Consider the following 17,355-nt stretch of genomic DNA (forward strand, 5'->3'; position numbering starts at 1 on the left):
CGAGGTGAAGGGGGTCACCCCGCCGCGGCGACCACCTGCGCCAGCGGCTGCTCGCGCTTCGATTGCGAGCGGTAGCCCTTCATCGTCGCGGCGAAGCGTTCGAGGATGCCGTCCTCGAAGGCGGTGACGATGGTGTCGTGGACGTAGCTCTTGCGGCAGATCGCCGGCGTATTGGACAATTCATCGGCAGCGGCGCGCACGGCTTCCAGCACCTGCATCTTGCGACCGGTCGCGCTGGTCGCAGGCGTGATCCGCGACAGCGATTCCAGCACCACGGCCGAGGCCATCAGCGTGCGAAAATCCTTCAGCGAGATCTTGATGCCGGCGATGTCGCGCAGAAACGCATTCACCGCGGTGGTGTTGACGTTGTAGACGCGGCCGGCATCGTCCCGATACTGGAACATGCGCTTGCCCGGCACGGTCCGCAGGATGCCGATGGCGCGCACCAGCTTGGCGGCGTCGCATTCCTTGCGCACGGCCTTGCCCCCCTTGGCCTTGAAGGTCAGCACGATGCAGTCGCCTTCCAGCGCAACGTTGGACTTCAGCAGCGTGGTGGCGCCGCGGGTGCCGTTGAGCTTCATGTAGGATTCGTTGCCCGGCCGGATCGCGGTGCGCGCGATCAGCTTGATCACCGCGGATAGCGCCAGTTCGCGGGTCGGCGCATCGCCGGACAGATGCATCGATACGGCGCGCCGGATTTTCGGCAGCGCGCCGACCAGCGTGGCGAGGCGATGCGCCTTGCGCTGCTCGCGCACCTTCTCCCAGTCCGCATGATAGCGATATTGCAGCCGGCCGGCGGCATCGACACCGACCGCCTGCAGATGCGAGGCCGGATCGGCGGCATAGCGAACCTTGGCATAGGCGGGCGGCACGGCCATGGCGTTCAACCGCTTGATGGTGCCGGTATGCTTGATGGCCGTGCCGTTGGCCCGGACGAAGGAATACGCCTTGCCGCGCCGGATCCGGCGGATGGTCAGGTCGGTCTGATCGCCGAGCCGGAGACCGAGTTCGCCGGCCAGCGCCGCGACGCTCGCCGGAACCGGGCTGTTGCCGCGCGAGGGCGCCACGGCGACGGATTCCGCGGAAGGCAGCCCGCCCGGCACAAAATTCTGCTGATCCATCATCTCGTTACGGCCTCAAGCGGCACTCAGCGCGGTAATGCCCACAGTCGGTTTTTGGTTCCGACCCCGTTTTGGCGCTCGACGAGGCCATTTAGGAGTTTGGACCGGCCATTGCGAGTCGATTTGGCCGCAATCCGGGCCACTGGTATCGGGAACCCGCCGAAATGACCGCAAAACGCCCGTTTCCGGCACCTGAAACGCGATCGTGATCGGTCCGGCTTGACCCAGCGCAATGCCGCCGGCCACGCCGGATGGACATTTGGGGTACCGGAAAGCAGACAAAAGGCTGAGGCGGGCTGCCTTGTACCGGTACACCGCGCCGACGCATAATCAGACCAAGAATGAAGCTCGGCCAACCACGCTGGAGGCGGTCGCGCGATGGAGGGAACCATGTCCGAGAAGATTTACGACGTACCTGCCGAATGGAAGACGCGCGCCTGGGTCGACGACGCCAAGTACAAGGACATGTATGCGCGCTCGATCTCCGATTCCAATGGCTTCTGGGGCGAGCAGGCCCAGCGGCTTGACTGGATCCACCCTTTCACCAAGGTCGAGAACAGTTCGTTCGCGCCGGGCAAGGTGTCTATCAAATGGTTCGAGGACGGCGTCCTCAACGTCGCCTGGAACTGCATCGACCGCCACCTGAAGACCCGCGCCAACCAGACCGCGATCATCTGGGAAGGCGACGATCCCTCGCAGTCCAAACACATCACGTATCAGGAGCTGCACGACGAGGTCTGCAAGTTCGCCAACGTGCTGCGCAACCGCAACGTCGTCAAAGGCGACCGTGTCACCATCTACCTGCCGATGATCCCCGAGGCCGCCTATGCCATGCTGGCCTGCGCGCGGATCGGTGCAATCCATTCGGTGGTGTTCGCGGGTTTCTCGCCCGACAGCTTGGCGCAGCGCATCGGCGACTGCCAGTCCAAGATCGTCATCACCGCCGATGAAGGCCTGCGCGGCGGCAAGCGGGTGCCGCTGAAGGCCAATGTCGATGCTGCCATCGCCAAGTCCGGCGGCGTCGACTGGGTCGTCGTGGTCAAGCACACCGGCGGGGCAGTCGAGATGGATCCGTCGCGCGACTTCTGGTACCGCGAAGCCAGCGAGGTCGTGACCACCGAATGCCCGTGCGAGCCGATGAATGCGGAAGATCCGCTGTTCATCCTCTATACGTCCGGCTCGACCGGCCAGCCCAAGGGCGTGCTGCATACGTCAGCCGGCTATCTGATGTATGCCGCGATGACGCATCAATACGTGTTCGACTATCACGACGGCGACATCTACTGGTGCACCGCCGACGTGGGCTGGGTCACCGGCCACAGCTACATCCTGTACGGACCGCTCGCCAATGGCGCGACCACGCTGATGTTCGAGGGCGTGCCGACCTATCCGACCGCATCGCGGTTCTGGGAAGTCATCGACAAGCACAAGGTCAACATCTTCTACACCGCACCGACCGCGATCCGCGCGCTGATGCAGGTAGGCGACGATCCGGTGCACCTCACCTCGCGCAAGAGCCTGCGGTTGCTGGGCTCCGTCGGCGAACCGATCAATCCGGAAGCCTGGGAATGGTATCACCGCGTGATCGGCGAAGAGCGTTGCCCGATCGTCGACACCTGGTGGCAGACCGAGACCGGCGGCATCCTGATCACGCCGCTGCCAGGCGCGACGAGGCTGAAGCCCGGCTCTGCCACTCGGCCGTTCTTCGGCGTAGTGCCTGAAATCGTCGATGCCGACGGCAAGGTGCTGGACGGCGAATGCCAGGGCAATCTGTGCATCGCCAAGTCGTGGCCGGGCCAGATGCGCACGGTCTATGGCGACCATGCCCGCTTCGAGCAGACCTACTTCTCCACCTATCCCGGCAAGTACTTTACCGGCGACGGCTGCCGGCGCGACGCCGACGGCTACTACTGGATCACCGGCCGCGTCGACGACGTCATCAACGTGTCCGGCCACCGCATGGGTACCGCGGAAGTCGAGAGTTCGCTGGTGGCGCATGCCATGGTCTCGGAAGCCGCGGTGGTCGGCTATCCCCACGACATCAAGGGTCAGGGCATCTACGCCTATGTGACGCTGATGAACGGCGTGGAGCCATCCGATGCGCTGCGCAAGGAACTGGTGGCCTGGGTGCGCAAGGACATCGGCCCGATCGCCTCGCCGGACCTGATCCAGTTCTCGCCCGGTCTGCCGAAGACACGCTCCGGCAAGATCATGCGCCGCATCCTGCGCAAGATCGCCGAAGACGAATCCGGCAGCCTCGGCGATACATCGACCCTGGCCGATCCCGCCGTGGTCAACGACCTGGTCGAGCACCGGCAGAACAAGAAGGCCGGGGCGTAAGCCGGTTGGACCGCTAACGTCGACGGGATCTTCCCGTCGACGGCGCCGCCGTCATGAGCACCGCGCTAAGAAATCCAGCTTAGGCCCGACCGGCACGATCCGGCTCGGGTTCGGCTGCGGATGGCTTTCGTAGTAGTGATGCTTGATGTGATGGATATTGACGGTCTCGGCGATGCCGGGCTGCCGGTACAGGTCCTTCAGGTAACGCGTCAGATGCGGATAGTCGGCAATGCGCCGTATGTTGCATTTGAAGTGCCCGACATAGACGGCGTCGAATCGGACCAGGGTGGTGAACAGCCGCCAATCCGCTTCGGTCAGGCGGTCGCCGGTGAGCCACCGTCGGCTCGATAGCATGTCCTCGAGCCAATCCAGCGACTCGAACAAGGTCGCCACTGCCTCGTCATAGGCCTTCTGGGAGCGCGCGAAGCCCGACTTGTAGACCCCGTTGTTGACGGTGTCGTAGACCCGCGCATTGATCGCATCGATCTCCTCGCGCAGGTCTTCCGGATAGAAATCGCCGGGCGCGGCGCCGACGCCATCGAAGGCGGAGTTCATCATGCGGATGATCTCGGACGATTCATTGTTGACGATCTGCGCGGTCTTGCGATCCCACAGCACCGGCACGGTGATCCGCCCGGTGAAATGCGGGTCGCCGGCCGTATAGACCTGATGCAACAGCGTCGCGTGCTGGATCGGATCGGGGATCACGCCGGCGACGTCGACGAAGGTCCAGCCGTCCGCGCCCATGTACCAGTGCACCACCGACAGGCCGATCATCTCCTGCAGGCCTTTCAGGACGCGGAAGATCAGGGTGCGGTGCGCCCACGGACAGGCCAGCGAGACATAGAGGTGATAGCGGCCGGGCTCGGCGGCAAAGCCCCCGATGCCGCTCGGTCCGGCTGCGCCGTCGGGCGTCACCCAGTTGCGCAGCGGCGACGCCACGCGGGTGAACCGCCCGCTGCCGTCCGTCGGGAAGGCATCCTCCTGACGCCAGACTCCATCGACCATAAAACCCATGCGCGATCATCCATGTTTGAACTGCTCTTCTATAGACGAGAGCGCCCTGCGCTGGCGAGCGCGTCTGCTTCCTGGCCCGCTCACGCAAAAGTCAGGGACAGGCGTGCGGCGCAGACGCTTTTGCCGACGGGTGTTGTTTTCCGGGCATTTACTTTGTTGGCAGGATTTTCTTTGTTGCCGCCGCTGGCGTCCGGCCCGGGCAGGCAAATGCACGGGTTATTTAACGCGACCGGCCGAAGATCACCGAAGTGCTACATATTACTGTCGGATTGGAGATACTTGATGTCATTGAAGATGGCGGTGGCTCTGGCAGCCACCATCGTGGTTGGCGCGGTGGCCGCGAATCCTGCGCAGGCGCGACCCGATCTGGTTGGCTTCCGTGGCGACTATTCGCCGGGCACCATCGTGGTGAAAACCGGCGAACGCCGGCTGTACCTGGTGCTCGATGATGGCCATGCCGTGCGCTATCCCGTCGGCGTCGGCAAGGCCGGCAAGCAGTGGGCCGGCACCACCAAGATCGACGGCAAGTATCGCCAGCCGGCCTGGGCGCCGCCGGCCGACGTGAAACGCGACAACCCGAACATTCCCGACGTCATCGCCGGCGGTTCGCCGGCCAACCCGATGGGCGTGGCGGCGATGACCCTGGCCGGTGGCGAATACGCCATCCACGGCACCAACCGTCCGGCGTCGATCGGCGGCTACGTGTCCTATGGTTGCGTGCGCATGTACAACGAGGACATCAGCGACCTGTTCGAGCGCGTCCCGGTCGGCACCCGGGTGGTGGTGACCCAGCGCTAGGCGCTCTCTCCGGTCCGAGCGAGTGAATGCCGCGCCCAAGGCGTGGCATTTTGCTTGCGGGGTCATCGATCTCGCATCACACCAACCGTTGCGGTGTCCGCCGCCATAGACGCGCACGTGGCCGCTGGCGAGCAGCGCGGCCGAAACGTTGGGCGTTCGCCGGGTCGCGACGTCCGCCACCACGCGGCCGGGATATTTGTCGGGACCGATATTGTAGATGGTGATCTCACCATCGCCGAGCAGGCCGCGCAGGGCGTAGCTGGCGGCTTCCGCCAGCCTCACCTCCTGCGCGCATTGGCCCTTGAGCTCCGGCGCATCGATGCCGCGCAGCCGGATTCGCGTCTTCAGGTCGATGCCGGGCAACAGGTGCACCCGCGCTTCAAACGTATCGCCATCGATGGTGTAGAGCACATCGACCGGATGTCGCACGGCGGGATTGCCGGCGCGCTTCCAGATCGTCTCTGCGTCGCGCGCCGCCGGGGTCTGGTCCTGTTCGGCGGACGGAAACGGCCAGAGCACCCAGCGCTTCACGGGCAGCATGGTGCCGGCCGCCATGCCCAGCACGAACACCCACGGCAGCGCTGCAGAGAACCTGCTCCGCCACGGCGTCGAGCGATGGATGCGCGAGGGATTCATACAGAGAGAGATCAATGCGAGTCGCGGATGCGCGCAAGCCAAATGTCATTCCGGGGCGCGGGCGGCGGAAGTGGCGGCACCAAACTGGGTGTCCTCACCCGGCTTGACCGGGCGACCCAGTAATCATTGGCATGGAGATCGCATCGCGCCGTCTGCGTTTACTGGATCAACCGCATGCGCGGGTGACGACAGTCCGGCCTCGCCTCCTCAAAAATCCGAGGCGATGCCCTTGCGTTCCCAGTCGCCGAATCGGGTCGGTTCGGGCCCGGTCGGCCCGTTGAACTCTTTTGCTGCCGCGGCGGCATTCGCTGCGGCCGCAGTGCGCCGCGCCTCGGCTTCGGCCAGCGCGCGCTGGGCCGCCGGCGGCAACGGCTTGCGCGCGGCCTCGTCGGTCTCAGTTGCAGGTGTGGAAGGAATGTCGTTCATCTGGTGTTCCCGCTGAACCGGCGCGCTTCGCACGCGTTGGCACTGGTCGGATTTGGACAGGCCATATCTGACCATGAGCATATAAGGCGATTCTTACATTTGGCATATTCGCATGCGATCAGACCGCTTCCCATACGACGATACGCGCTGAGGCCGGCCGTATCGTTGCCCTTTCTCTGTCGCGATGTTCACCGCTCATGCCGCCAGTAAGATTTGCATTGCCCGTAGAGGTGCCCGGACTGGCTGCCCGCCGGATCGCGGCCGATATTCTCGATGGCGTGCTGCAGAAGCATCGGACGCTCGACGAGCAGCTTGAGGGTGCGGGGGCGCATCCCGGCCTGAAAGCCCTGTCTGATCGCGACCGGGCCTTGATGCGCCGTCTGGTCGCGACGATTCTTCGCCGATTGGGAACGCTCGGCCATGTGCTCGGCAAACTGCTCGACAAGGGCATCCCCACCGACGCACCGCGCGCGCAGAGCGCGCTGCTGATCGGCGCCGCGCAGATTCTCTGGATGGATGTTCCCGACCACGCCGCCGTCGATCTGTCGGTGCGGATGGTCCAGTCGGACCGGCGCGCCGCGAAATATGCCGGCCTCGTCAATGCCGTGCTGCGCCGCTGCGCCCGCGAGGGCCAGCCGCTGATCGATGAGATCGCCGGCCAGTCTCTCGACGTTCCGCCATGGCTTATGGCGCGCTGGACCGCGCATTACGGCGAGGAGACCGCCCGGGCGATCGCCGTCGCCCTCAGCCATGAACCGTCCCTCGACCTGACCGTGAAGTCGGAGGCCGCCGCCTGGGCGACTCGCCTGCACGGCGAGGTGCTGCCGACAGGGTCGGTACGCACCCTGTTGCAGGGCTCGGTGACCATGCTGCCCGGATTCTCCGATGGCCAATGGTGGGTGCAGGATGCCGCAGCCGCGCTGCCGGCGCGGCTGTTCGGCGACATCAAGGGCAAGGCCGTCGTCGATCTGTGCGCTGCGCCAGGCGGTAAGACCGCGCAGCTGATCCATGCCGGCGCCCACGTCACTGCCGTCGACCGGTCGCAGAACCGGGTTGCGCGGTTGCGGGAAAACCTCGCCCGGCTGTCGCTGGAGGCCGAAACGTTCGTCGCCGACGGCGCCGAATGGCAACCCGCCGCCGGCCATGGCGGCTTTGACGCCGTGTTGCTCGACGCGCCCTGCGCCTCCACCGGCACCATCCGCCGGCATCCCGACGTCGCCTGGCTGAAGCAGGAGTCCGACATCATTCTGCTGACCGCACTGCAGCGTCGGTTGTTGAAAAACGCGGTCACCGTGCTGAAGCCCGGCGGAACCCTGGTCTATTGCACCTGTTCGCTGGAGCCGGAGGAGGGCGAGCACGCCATCGCCGACCTGCTGGCCACCGATTCCAGCATGCGCCGCGCCCCCATCGATCCGAGCGAGGTTGCGGGTCTGGCGGAAATCGTGACCCCCGACGGCGATCTGCGCACCCTGCCCTGCCACCTGCCCCACGACGACCCCCGGCTCGGCGGTCTCGACGGCTTCTATGCGGCGCGGCTGGTTAAAGCCTGATATTTACAGGTTGTTTTCGCGAATCGGGCAACTTCCACAAGAAGCTGCCCGATTAGTGTGTGTTGAGCGCGTTTCCGGATTAAAAGGATTTGCGGCAAAGTTTAATAATCCTCAGCCCGATCCCAAGGCTTATTCCCAAGGCTCATTCCCAAGGCGCGCGTGGTCGCTCATCGCAGACGTATTTCAAGATTGATACTTGGCCGGTTCGCGCGGAATGCGTTGTCGCGCGCGTCTGGCGGATCTGTTGCATTGGCGCGGCTGTGGCCCGGCCGCACCGACCGGCTGATCATCGCGCCCCACGACCTGCGCACCGCCGACGCCACCCGCGCCGCCGAAATCTATGCCGGGCGCTTCGTGTTCGCCGGCAAGATCGTCACCTGCCATGGCCGCTCGATCTTCGATCTGGAACCGCCCTCCGAAGATTGGGAGGTCGCCCTGCTCGGCTTCGGCTGGCTGCGCCACCTGCGCGCCGCCGACACCGCCATCACCCGTGCCAATGCCCGCTCGCTGGTGGATGACTGGATCTCCAATCCCAAGCGCAAGCGCCCGATCGGTCGCCGCGCCGACGTGCTGGCACGGCGTGTCATCTCGCTGCTGTCGCAGGCACCGCTGGTGCTGGGCGATACCGATGGCAAGTTCTATCGCCGCTACCTGCGCGCGCTGAGCCGCGAAATTCACACCCTGCGCTACACAATGGCGGACACCGCCGATGGCGTGCCGCGGCTGCAGGCGCTGATCGCGCTGTGCTACGCCTCGCTGTGCCTGGCCAACCAGGCGCGCCACATCCGCACCGCCACACGAAAACTGTCCGACGAGCTGCAGCGCCAGATCCTGCCGGACGGCGGCCATATCTCGCGCAATCCAGGCGCGCTGATCGAGCTGCTGATCGACATGCTGCCGCTGCGGCAGACCTTCGCCGCGCGCAACATCGCGCCGCCGCCGGCGCTGCTCAACGCCATCGACCGCATGATGCCGATGCTGCGCTTCTTCCGCCACGGCGACGGTTCCTTCGCGCTGTTCAACGGCATGAGCAATGCGCCGTCGCATCTGCTGGCCACCCTGCTGGCCTATGACGACACCCACGGCGTGCCGATGGCGCACATGCCGCATACCGGTTTCCAGCGCCTCGATGCCGGCGCCATGACGTTGATCATGGACACCGGTCCACCGCCGCCGCCCAATGTCAGTCACGACGCCCATGCCGGCACGCTGTCGTTCGAACTGTCGTCCGGCACCAGCCGGATCGTGATCAATTGCGGCATGCCCTCGACCGGCCGCGACAACTGGCGCGCTTTTGCGCGCAGCACGCCGGCGCACTCCACCGTGACCTACCACGGCACCTCATCGTGCCAGTTCATCGAGCGCTCGGCCATGAAACGCTTCCTGCAGGGCGCGCCGATCGTCACCGGTCCCCAGGTGGTGGAGAGCTATCGCGAGGTGACGGCGAGCGGCACCATGCTGACGACCTCCCATGACGGCTATCTCAGCCGCTTCGGCGTCGTACACCGCCGCATCCTCAGCATGGCAGAAGACGGCAACCGGCTCGACGGTGAAGACATCCTGGCGGCCGCGCCGGGCGCCCGCATCAGGGGAGCCAATACCGACTACGCGCTGCGCTTTCACCTGCATCCCTCGGTCAAGGCAAGCCGGCTCTCCGACGCCCGCGGCGTCATGCTGGTGCTGCCCAACCGCGACGTCTGGACCTTCGAGGCGCTCGACGACAAGGTGGAACTCGAAGACAGCGTGTTCCTGGCCGGCAATGACGGGCCGCGCCGTACCGCGCAGATCGTGATCCACCAGAATTCCAAGCAGGCCGCCAGCGTGCGCTGGAGTTTTGTCCGCTCCAACGCCTCGGCCTCCGCCACCTCGGCGCGCCGCAACGCCCGCCGCGAGCCGGAATTGCCGCTGTAGGGGTTCGATACCAGGGGCTATTCGGTCCACGTTGTGCACGACGGCGAAAACTGCTAATTGACCCTCGCTCGCGCGACTGGCGACCTTGGATGGAGCACCATCGGGAAGCGCGAGCCATATCTGCCGCGCGCCTGGGCATCATATTCCTTCAACCAGAGGATTTTGCCCATGACCGATCACCCGCGTAAGATCACCCGCGCATTGCTGTCCGTTTCCGACAAATCCGGCCTTATCGAATTCGCCCGCGCGCTTGCAGCTCACGGCGTCGATCTGGTGTCGACCGGCGGCACCGCCAAGGCGATCGCCGCTGCCGGCCTCAAGGTTTCCGACGTCTCCAATCTCACCGGCTTTCCGGAAATGATGGACGGTCGGGTCAAGACGCTGCATCCGAAGGTCCATGGCGGGCTGCTGGCGATCCGCGACAATGCCGAGCACGCCAAGGCCATGAAGGATCACGGCATCGCGCCGATTGATCTCTTGGTGGTCAATCTCTACCCGTTCGAAGCCACTGTCGCGAAGGGCGCGGCCTACGACGACTGCATCGAGAACATCGACATCGGCGGCCCCGCGATGATCCGCGCCGCGGCCAAGAACCATGACGATGTCGCCGTGGTGGTCGAGCCCGCCGACTATCAATCGGTGCTCGACGAACTCGCCACCAACAACGGCGCCACCACCCTGACGCTGCGTAAGCGTCTCGCTGCCAAGGCCTATGCACGCACCGCGGCCTATGATGCCGCGATCTCCAACTGGTTCGCCGACCAGCTCAAGATCGGGACGCCGGATTTCCGCACCATCGGCGGCCACCTGATCCAGTCGCTGCGCTACGGCGAGAACCCGCACCAGGCCGCCGCCTTCTACCGCACGCCGGATGCACGGCCGGGCGTCACTACTGCGCGACAGCCGCAGGGCAAGGAACTGTCCTACAACAACATCAACGACACCGACGCGGCCTATGAGTGCATCGCCGAGTTCGACGCCAAGCGCACCGCCGCCTGCGTCATCGTCAAGCATGCCAATCCCTGCGGCGTCGCCGAAGGCGACGACCTGCTCGATGCCTATCGCAAGGCACTGGCCTGCGATTCCACCTCGGCATTCGGCGGCATCGTCGCGCTGAACCGCACGCTGGATGCGGAAACTGCCCGCGCCATCACCGAGATCTTCACCGAAGTCATCGTGGCGCCCGACGCCACCGAGGAAGCCATCGCCATCGTCGCCGCGAAGAAGACCCTGCGCCTATTGCTGGCCGGCAGCCTGCCGGATCCGCGCGCGCCTGGCCTGACCTGCAAGACCGTCGCCGGTGGATTGCTGGTGCAGTCGCGCGACAATGCCGTGGTCGACGACATGACGTTGAAGGTGGTGACGAAGCGCCAGCCCACCGACGCCGAGTTGCGCGATCTGAAGTTCGCCTTCCGGGTGGCCAAACACGTCAAGTCCAACACCATCATCTACGCCAAGGACCTTGCCACCGTCGGCATCGGCGCCGGCCAGATGAGCCGCGTCGATTCGGCCCGTATCGCCGCGCGAAAGGCCCAGGACGCCGCCGACACGCTGAAGCTCGCTGAGCCGATGACCAGGGGTTCGGTGGTCGCCTCCGATGCCTTCTTCCCGTTTGCCGACGGCATGCTGGCCTGCATCGAGGCCGGCGCCACCGCGGTGATCCAGCCCGGCGGCTCGGTTCGCGACGACGAGGTCATCAAGGCCGCCGACGACGCCGGCATTGCCATGGTGCTCACTGGCGTGCGGCATTTCAGGCACTGAGCCACTGGAAGCCACGAGGCTTCCCCATACGCGACTGTCATCGCCCGGCCGGCGCGCAATTGCGCGCCGGGACCGGGCGACCCAGTCAACACCGCCGCCGGTGATGGAGCCGAAGCCCCTGCGTTTACTGGGCCACCCGCTTCCGCGGGTGACGACAGCGGAGTGTGGTGCAGCTTCGATGTTGCTTCTACTTGTCCTTCACCCGCGCCAGCAGAACGAGCCCCGCTAAAAAGAACAACACCAGCACCGCCATGCCGGCCTTCTGGCTGGCCGTCACCGCCGTGACGAACCCGATCAGCAGCGGCCCGATGAACGACGTCACCTTTCCGGTCAGCGCGAACAGGCCGAAGAATTGCGCGATGCGGTCCTGCGGCGCCATGCGGATCAGCAGCGTGCGCGATGCCGCCTGCAAGGGGCCGCCGGCTATCCCGATCAGGCAGCCGAGCAGCAGATAGGCTTTTTCGGCCGGTGCCGCGAACAGCGCGCCCCCCGGCACTGGCGGCGCCACCTTGATAAAGAGGATGGAATCCTTGTCGATCAGCAGGATGCCGGCAATGGACAGCAGCAGCAGCAGCATGCTGCCGGCGATCACGCGTTTTGGTCCGAGCAGATCGTCGAGCCGCCCGCCGGCGAACGCGCCGAAGGTGGCGGCCACTGCCAGCGTGACGCCGAAGCTGCCAATCTGGATCGTGTTCCAGCCGAATGTGCCGGCGGCGTAGATGCCGCCGAACGCGAACAGCGACACCAGGCCGTCGGTGTAGATCATGTTGGCGATCAGGAACGCCAGCATCGAGCGATGTTGCGGCAATTCGCGCAACGTGGCGCGCAGGTCGGTCAGTCCGCCACGCACCGCCGCGCGCGCCGACAGTTTCGCCGGGAAATCCGGCGTCAGCAGAAACATCGGCAGCACGAAGACGACGAACCATAGCGCCGTCAGCGGCCCGGTGATGCGGTCGCCCTGGAATGTTGCGGGATCGAGCCCGAACAAGGGGACGAAACCGAACAGGGTCCGCCCGCTCTGCGGATTTGCGGCGAAAAATCCCAGCACGATGACCAGGCTGATGATGCCGCCGACATAGCCCAGCGCCCAGCCGGAACCGGACAATCGGCCGATCTTATGCGGCGGCACCAGCGACGGCATCATGGCGTTATTGAAGACCGTGGCGAATTCCACGCCGACTGTGGCGATCGCATAGGCGATCAGCAGCGGCGGGATGATGGCTGGATTGCCGGGCTCGCCGATCCACATCAAGCTGGCGCCGATCACCAGCAGCGCGCCGAACGCGGCAATCCACGGCTTGCGTCGTCCGCTGGCATCGGCAATCGCCCCCAGCACCGGCGACGCCAGCGCGATCAGCAGCCCCGCAGCGGCGGTGGCGAATCCCCACAATGCTTGTCCGGTCGCCGGATCGGCGGCGACATGGGTGGCGAAATAGGGCGCGAACACGAAGGTGGTGATCAGCGTGAAATAAGGCTGCGCCGCCCAGTCGAACAACATCCAGCCGACCACGGCGGAATAAGGTGGGTAGCGGGTCACGACCTCGGCAACCCCTTCGTCTGCGGCGGCGGTGAGCGCCATGTGTCATCCTCGCGAATCGCCGGGGGCGTTGTGCCTGCCGTCTCGACAGCCATATAGCATTCATCCTGGTCACGAGATTGTGGCAGTCCCCGCGTCGGAGCAAATGATGATTCCGCTGGCCACCCGTCGCTTCGTTCTGTTCCTCGCTCTCGTCCTGATTTCCGGCAGCTGTGGCGCGGCGCGGGCGCAGGACCTGCGCAACGGCACCGTCGCGCCCCTGGCGGGCGACGTGCGCCCGGTGGTCGCCAGCCACGGCATGGTGGTCGCGCAGGAAAAGCTCGGCGCGCAGATTGGCCGCGACGTGCTGGCGCGCGGCGGCAACGCCGTCGATGCGGCGGTGGCCACCGGCTTCGCTATGGCGGTCACCTATCCCCGCGCTGGCAATATCGGCGGCGGCGGTTTCATGGTGATCCATTCCGCAGATCGCAAAGAGGACATCACCATCGACTACCGCGAGACGGCGCCCGCGGCGACGACCCGCGATATTTTCCTCGGTGCCGACGGCAAGCCGGACGCCGCGGCGTCGCGTTTCTCCGCGCTGGGCATCGGCGTGCCCGGCACCGTCGCTGGGCTGGCGCTGGCGCTGGACAGATACGGCTCGCAGAAGTTCTCTTTGTCCGACCTGCTGCAGCCGGCGATTGCACTGGCGCGCGACGGTTTTGTCATCGCCGACGACACGGCAGCGACATTGCCCGAACTGCAGGGGCGGATCGCGCGCTGGCCGTCGTCGGTGGAGATCTTTTCACGTCCTGACGGCACGCCGCTGCGGCCCGGCGACACGCTGGTGCAGAGCGATCTTGCCGCGACGCTGACGGCGATTGCCGCGCAGGGGCCGCGCGGCTTTTACGAAGGACCGGTCGCGGAAAGGCTAGTCAGCAGCATTCGCGGCGCCGGCGGCATCTTCACCGCCGATGACCTCAAATCCTACCAGCCGGTGATTCGCCCGCCCGTCCGCGGCAATTATCGCGGCTACGACATCGTCGCGATGCCGCTGCCCTCCTCCGGCGGCACGGTGCTGATGGAGACGCTGAACATTCTCGAAGGCTTCCCCATGCGCGACCTCAAGCAGGGCTCGGCGCCGTCGCTGCACCTGCTCATCGAGGCCATGAAGCGCGCTTATGCCGACCGTGCGCGCTATCTCGGCGATCCGGCCTTCGCCCATGCGCCGATCGCCACGCTGCTCTCGAAGGATTATGCCGCGCAACAGCGCGCCTCGATCGACATCGCTCGCGCCACGCCATGGACCGATGCGCTGTCGGCGGTGCCGCCGCGCGAGGGACAGAACACCACGCATTTCTCGGTCATCGACAGCGCCGGCAATGCGGTGAGCAACACCTATACGCTGAACTTCCCCTACGGCGTCGGCCTCGTGGCGGAGGGCACCGGCGTGCTGATGAACAACGAGATGGACGATTTCACCGCCGCGCCGGGCGCGTCCAATGCTTTCGGTCTGGTCGGCTTCGAGGCCAACCTGCCCGGCCCCGGCAAGCGGCCGCTGTCCTCGATGTCGCCGACCATCGTGCTGAAGGACGGCAAACCGGTTTTGATCACGGGCTCGCCGGGCGGCAGCCGCATCATCTCCACCGTGCTGCAGGTGATCGTCAACGCGCTGGACTACGATATGAATATCGCCGCCGCCGTCGCCGCGCCAAGGTTGCATCATCAATGGCTGCCCGACGAGGTGCGGATCGAGCGCGGATTTTCGGTGGAGACGCTCACGACGCTGAAGGCGATGGGCCACAACGTCATCGAGCCGATGGGCCAGACCTCGGCCAACTCCATCGCGGTGACGCCCGACGGCTTGCTCGGCGCGCCAGATCCGCGTACGTCCGGCGCGGAAGCATCGGGATATTGACAGCCTGATGCCGCGGTCGAGCCGGGTGCACAACACCGGCCGTAGTCAATGCTGGGGAGCATCGCCATGAACACGGGTCAACCGGACAAATCCGGCGCCATCGAAGTCGCCGAGATCGAAGATTCCAGCCTGCTGGCCTTTTACCGCGACATGAACGCTCCGGAACGCCGCACCTTCTGGGCCTGCGCCACGGGCTGGGCGCTCGACGGCATGGACTTCATGATCTATCCGCTGGTGATCGGCACCATCATCGTCATGTGGAAAGTCGATCCCGGCACCGCCGGCCTGGCCGGTACCGTGACTCTGCTGGCCTCGGCCATCGGCGGCTGGCTCGGCGGCTACCTTGCCGACCGCATCGGTCGCGTGCGAACGCTGCAGATCACCATCCTGTGGTTCTCCTTCTTCTCGTTGGTCTGCGCCTTCGTGCAGAATTTCGATCAGCTATTGGTCGCCCGCGCATTGCTCGGTCTCGGCTTCGGCGGCGAATGGGCGGCCGGCGCGGTACTGATGGGCGAAGCGATCCGCCCGCAATATCGTGGCCGCGCGGTGGGCTCGGTGCAGTCGGGCTGGGCGATCGGCTGGGGCCTCGCGGTGCTGTCGCAGGCCATCCTGTTCTCGTATCTGCCGCCGGAAATGGCCTGGCGCTGGATGTTCGCGATCGGCGCGCTGCCGGCGCTGCTGGTTTTATATCTTCGCCGCTATGTCGAAGAACCCAAGATCGCTAAGGAGACCCGCGCCCGGCAAAATGCCAGCGGCGACCGGCCGAAACTGCGCGAGATCTTTGCGGGCCCGATGCTCAAGACCACGATCCTGGCCTCGCTGGCCGCGACCGGCTGCCAGGGCGGGTACTATGCCATCACCTTCTGGGTGCCGCGCTTTCTCACCACTGAACGCAAGTTGTCGATCGTCTCTTCGACCGGCTACCTCTCGGCGCTGATCATCGGTTCTTTTGTCGGATATCTCGTCGGCGCCTGGCTCGCCGACAAGATTGGACGGCGCAACCTGTTCCTGACTTTCTCGTTGGGCGCCATCGCCGTGATCATCGTTTACACGCAGGTGCCGCTGACCAATGAAGTGCTGTGGCTGCTCGGCTTCCCGCTGGGCTTCTTTGCCTCCGGCTACTTCTCGGGCATGGGCGCGTTCCTCACCGAACTCTATCCGACGCGCCTGCGCGGCTCCGGCCAGGGCTTCTGCTACAATTTCGGCCGCGGCGTGGGCGCCCTGTTCCCGTTCCTGGTCGGCACGCTCTCGACCACCACGACGCTCGGCAATGCCATCGCGATCTTCGCGGTGCTGGCCTATGGACTGTTCTTTATGGCGGCATTCGCGCTGCCGGAAACCCGCGGACGTATTCTCTATGCAGACAGCTGATCCTGCCAGCGCGGCCCCGGCATGCCCGGGGCCGCAACCGGTGCAGCACCGCGCCACGCGCTTCAACGTGCCGAAGGGCGCGGTGGATACCCATGCCCATGTGATCGGACTGCCGCCAGAATACCCCTTCGTCACCGCGCGCAGCTACACCCCACCGGCGGCAACGGCGACCGAGTATCTTTCGATGCTCGACGCGACCGGCATGACCCATGGCGTGCTGACGCAAGTCAGCGTGCACGGCACCGACAATCGTCTGCTGGTCGAGACGCTGCAGGCCAACCGCGCGCGGCTGCGCGGCATCGCGGTGATTGCACTGGATTGCCCGGAGAGGGACAAGGCCGCACTGAAGGACGCCGGCGTGGTCGGACTGCGCATGAACGTGCTGTATGGCGGCGGGGTGGGTTTCGCGCAGCTGGAGGGGTATGCCGCCTTGTGTGCAGAGATGGGCTGGCATCTCCAGTTCCTGATCGACGCCAAGGACATTCCCGCGCTGGCACCGCGCTTCGCAAAACTGCCCGTGCCGTTCCTGATCGACCACATGGGCCACTTTCCCACCACACGCGGCACCGACGAGGCCGGCTTTCAGGCGCTGCTCGGCCTGGTCCGCGATGGCGCCTGGGTGCGGCTGTCCGGCGCTTATCGCACCAGCGTGCAGGGCGGCCCGCCCTACAGCGACACGATCCCGTTCGCGCGGCTGCTGGTCGAGGCAAATCCCGACCGCTGCGTGTGGGGATCGGACTGGCCTCACGTGGCCAATTGGGACGCGATGATGGGCGTCAGCGATCTGCTCGATCTGCTGGTTGACTGGGTGCCCGACGGCGCGCAGCGCAACCGCATCCTGGTGGACAATCCGCAACGACTGTTCGGATTTCCCGCGGCTTAGTTCGGCAATAGTTACTTGCCCCGGACGCGATGCGATACGGAGTATCGCTTCGCAGAGCCGGGGCCGTAGCAAGCACCGGCGTTTGGGATGGTCCCGGCTCTGCGCGG

Annotated in this window: 12 protein-coding genes, 1 pseudogene and 1 riboswitch; of the genes and pseudogenes, 8 read left to right on the plus strand and 5 right to left on the minus strand. The window is 65.6% G+C overall.

All coding sequences use genetic code 11. The annotated features are described in order from the left end of the window. Positions 1–14: 14 nt before the first annotated feature. Positions 15–1,124 (minus strand): DNA topoisomerase IB, encoded by a 1,110-nt coding sequence (locus tag ACUXVA_RS06015; protein ID WP_445491264.1) that lies wholly within the window; start codon positions 1,122–1,124, stop codon positions 15–17. Positions 1,125–1,511: 387 nt separating this feature from the next. Between ACUXVA_RS06015 and acs the strand changes: the two genes are divergently transcribed. Beyond that, positions 1,512–3,461, plus strand: a complete 1,950-nt coding sequence (gene acs, locus ACUXVA_RS06020; protein WP_265081102.1) for an acetate--CoA ligase — start codon at positions 1,512–1,514, stop codon at positions 3,459–3,461. Between the two features lie 51 nt (positions 3,462–3,512). Here the strand turns inward: acs and ACUXVA_RS06025 are convergent, their stop codons facing one another. Continuing rightward, positions 3,513–4,478: a glutathione S-transferase family protein gene (locus ACUXVA_RS06025; RefSeq protein WP_445491267.1), complete on the minus strand. Its 966-nt coding sequence runs from the start codon at positions 4,476–4,478 to the stop codon at positions 3,513–3,515. Between the two features lie 282 nt (positions 4,479–4,760). Here ACUXVA_RS06025 and ACUXVA_RS06030 point away from each other — a divergent pair, with 282 nt between their 5' ends. Beyond that, entirely contained in the window at positions 4,761–5,276 is a 516-nt protein-coding gene (locus ACUXVA_RS06030; protein WP_265081100.1) for a L,D-transpeptidase, read from the plus strand. Positions 5,277–5,345: 69 nt separating this feature from the next. Here the strand turns inward: ACUXVA_RS06030 and ACUXVA_RS06035 are convergent. After that, positions 5,346–5,912: pseudogene (locus tag ACUXVA_RS06035) on the minus strand (thermonuclease family protein); the annotation flags it as partial. Between the two features lie 207 nt (positions 5,913–6,119). Then, a complete protein-coding gene (locus tag ACUXVA_RS06040) occupies positions 6,120–6,338 on the minus strand; it encodes a DUF1674 domain-containing protein (protein WP_265081099.1) in 219 nt (72 codons plus the stop codon). Positions 6,339–6,535: 197 nt separating this feature from the next. Here ACUXVA_RS06040 and ACUXVA_RS06045 point away from each other — a divergent pair, with 197 nt between their 5' ends. The 3 genes from ACUXVA_RS06045 to purH all read left to right on the plus strand — a co-directional run bounded on the left by ACUXVA_RS06045 (position 6,536) and on the right by purH (position 11,560). Beyond that, positions 6,536–7,888 (plus strand): RsmB/NOP family class I SAM-dependent RNA methyltransferase, encoded by a 1,353-nt coding sequence (locus ACUXVA_RS06045; RefSeq protein WP_265081098.1) that lies wholly within the window; start codon positions 6,536–6,538, stop codon positions 7,886–7,888. A gap of 159 nt (positions 7,889–8,047) precedes the next feature. Continuing rightward, positions 8,048–9,799, plus strand: a complete 1,752-nt coding sequence (locus tag ACUXVA_RS06050) for a heparinase II/III family protein (RefSeq protein ID WP_265081097.1) — start codon at positions 8,048–8,050, stop codon at positions 9,797–9,799. A gap of 62 nt (positions 9,800–9,861) precedes the next feature. Continuing rightward, a riboswitch (ZMP/ZTP riboswitch) is annotated at positions 9,862–9,943 on the plus strand. A 24-nt stretch (positions 9,944–9,967) separates the two neighbouring features. Continuing rightward, the gene (gene purH / locus ACUXVA_RS06055) at positions 9,968–11,560 is read left to right on the plus strand and encodes a bifunctional phosphoribosylaminoimidazolecarboxamide formyltransferase/IMP cyclohydrolase (protein ID WP_445491271.1); all 1,593 of its coding nucleotides are present in this window, start codon (positions 9,968–9,970) and stop codon (positions 11,558–11,560) included. A 187-nt stretch (positions 11,561–11,747) separates the two neighbouring features. Here purH and ACUXVA_RS06060 read toward each other — a convergent pair whose 3' ends face one another. Next, positions 11,748–13,139, minus strand: a complete 1,392-nt coding sequence (locus tag ACUXVA_RS06060) for an MFS transporter (protein WP_445491273.1) — start codon at positions 13,137–13,139, stop codon at positions 11,748–11,750. Between the two features lie 103 nt (positions 13,140–13,242). On the opposite strand from ACUXVA_RS06060, the gene ggt reads away from it, so the two are divergent. From ggt to ACUXVA_RS06075, 3 genes are all read left to right on the plus strand, one after another. Next, a complete protein-coding gene (gene ggt / locus ACUXVA_RS06065; protein ID WP_413776423.1) occupies positions 13,243–14,994 on the plus strand; it encodes a gamma-glutamyltransferase in 1,752 nt (583 codons plus the stop codon). 66 nt (positions 14,995–15,060) lie between these two features. Beyond that, complete coding sequence (locus ACUXVA_RS06070) at positions 15,061–16,365, plus strand: MFS transporter (RefSeq protein WP_265081095.1); 1,305 nt, start codon at positions 15,061–15,063, stop codon at positions 16,363–16,365. After that, positions 16,352–17,248 (plus strand): amidohydrolase family protein, encoded by an 897-nt coding sequence (locus ACUXVA_RS06075; protein WP_265081094.1) that lies wholly within the window; start codon positions 16,352–16,354, stop codon positions 17,246–17,248. Before ACUXVA_RS06070 ends, ACUXVA_RS06075 begins: the two co-directional genes overlap by 14 nt. Positions 17,249–17,355 lie beyond the last annotated feature (107 nt).

Source organism: Rhodopseudomonas sp. RCAM05734 (assembly GCF_052658035.1).

Bases quoted from the DNA above. Each gene is read 5' to 3' on its own strand.
- ACUXVA_RS06040 (WP_265081099.1), bottom strand. From the start codon at position 6,338: ATGAACGACATTCCTTCCACACCTGCAACTGAGACCGACGAGGCCGCG.
- ACUXVA_RS06060 (WP_445491273.1), bottom strand. From the start codon at position 13,139: ATGGCGCTCACCGCCGCCGCAGACGAAGGGGTTGCCGAGGTCGTGACC.
- acs (WP_265081102.1), top strand. From the start codon at position 1,512: ATGTCCGAGAAGATTTACGACGTACCTGCCGAATGGAAGACGCGCGCC.
- ACUXVA_RS06025 (WP_445491267.1), bottom strand. From the start codon at position 4,478: ATGGGTTTTATGGTCGATGGAGTCTGGCGTCAGGAGGATGCCTTCCCG.
- purH (WP_445491271.1), top strand. From the start codon at position 9,968: ATGACCGATCACCCGCGTAAGATCACCCGCGCATTGCTGTCCGTTTCC.
- ACUXVA_RS06015 (WP_445491264.1), bottom strand. From the start codon at position 1,124: ATGATGGATCAGCAGAATTTTGTGCCGGGCGGGCTGCCTTCCGCGGAA.
- ACUXVA_RS06075 (WP_265081094.1), top strand. From the start codon at position 16,352: ATGCAGACAGCTGATCCTGCCAGCGCGGCCCCGGCATGCCCGGGGCCG.
- ACUXVA_RS06070 (WP_265081095.1), top strand. From the start codon at position 15,061: ATGAACACGGGTCAACCGGACAAATCCGGCGCCATCGAAGTCGCCGAG.
- ggt (WP_413776423.1), top strand. From the start codon at position 13,243: ATGATGATTCCGCTGGCCACCCGTCGCTTCGTTCTGTTCCTCGCTCTC.
- ACUXVA_RS06030 (WP_265081100.1), top strand. From the start codon at position 4,761: ATGTCATTGAAGATGGCGGTGGCTCTGGCAGCCACCATCGTGGTTGGC.
- ACUXVA_RS06045 (WP_265081098.1), top strand. From the start codon at position 6,536: ATGCCGCCAGTAAGATTTGCATTGCCCGTAGAGGTGCCCGGACTGGCT.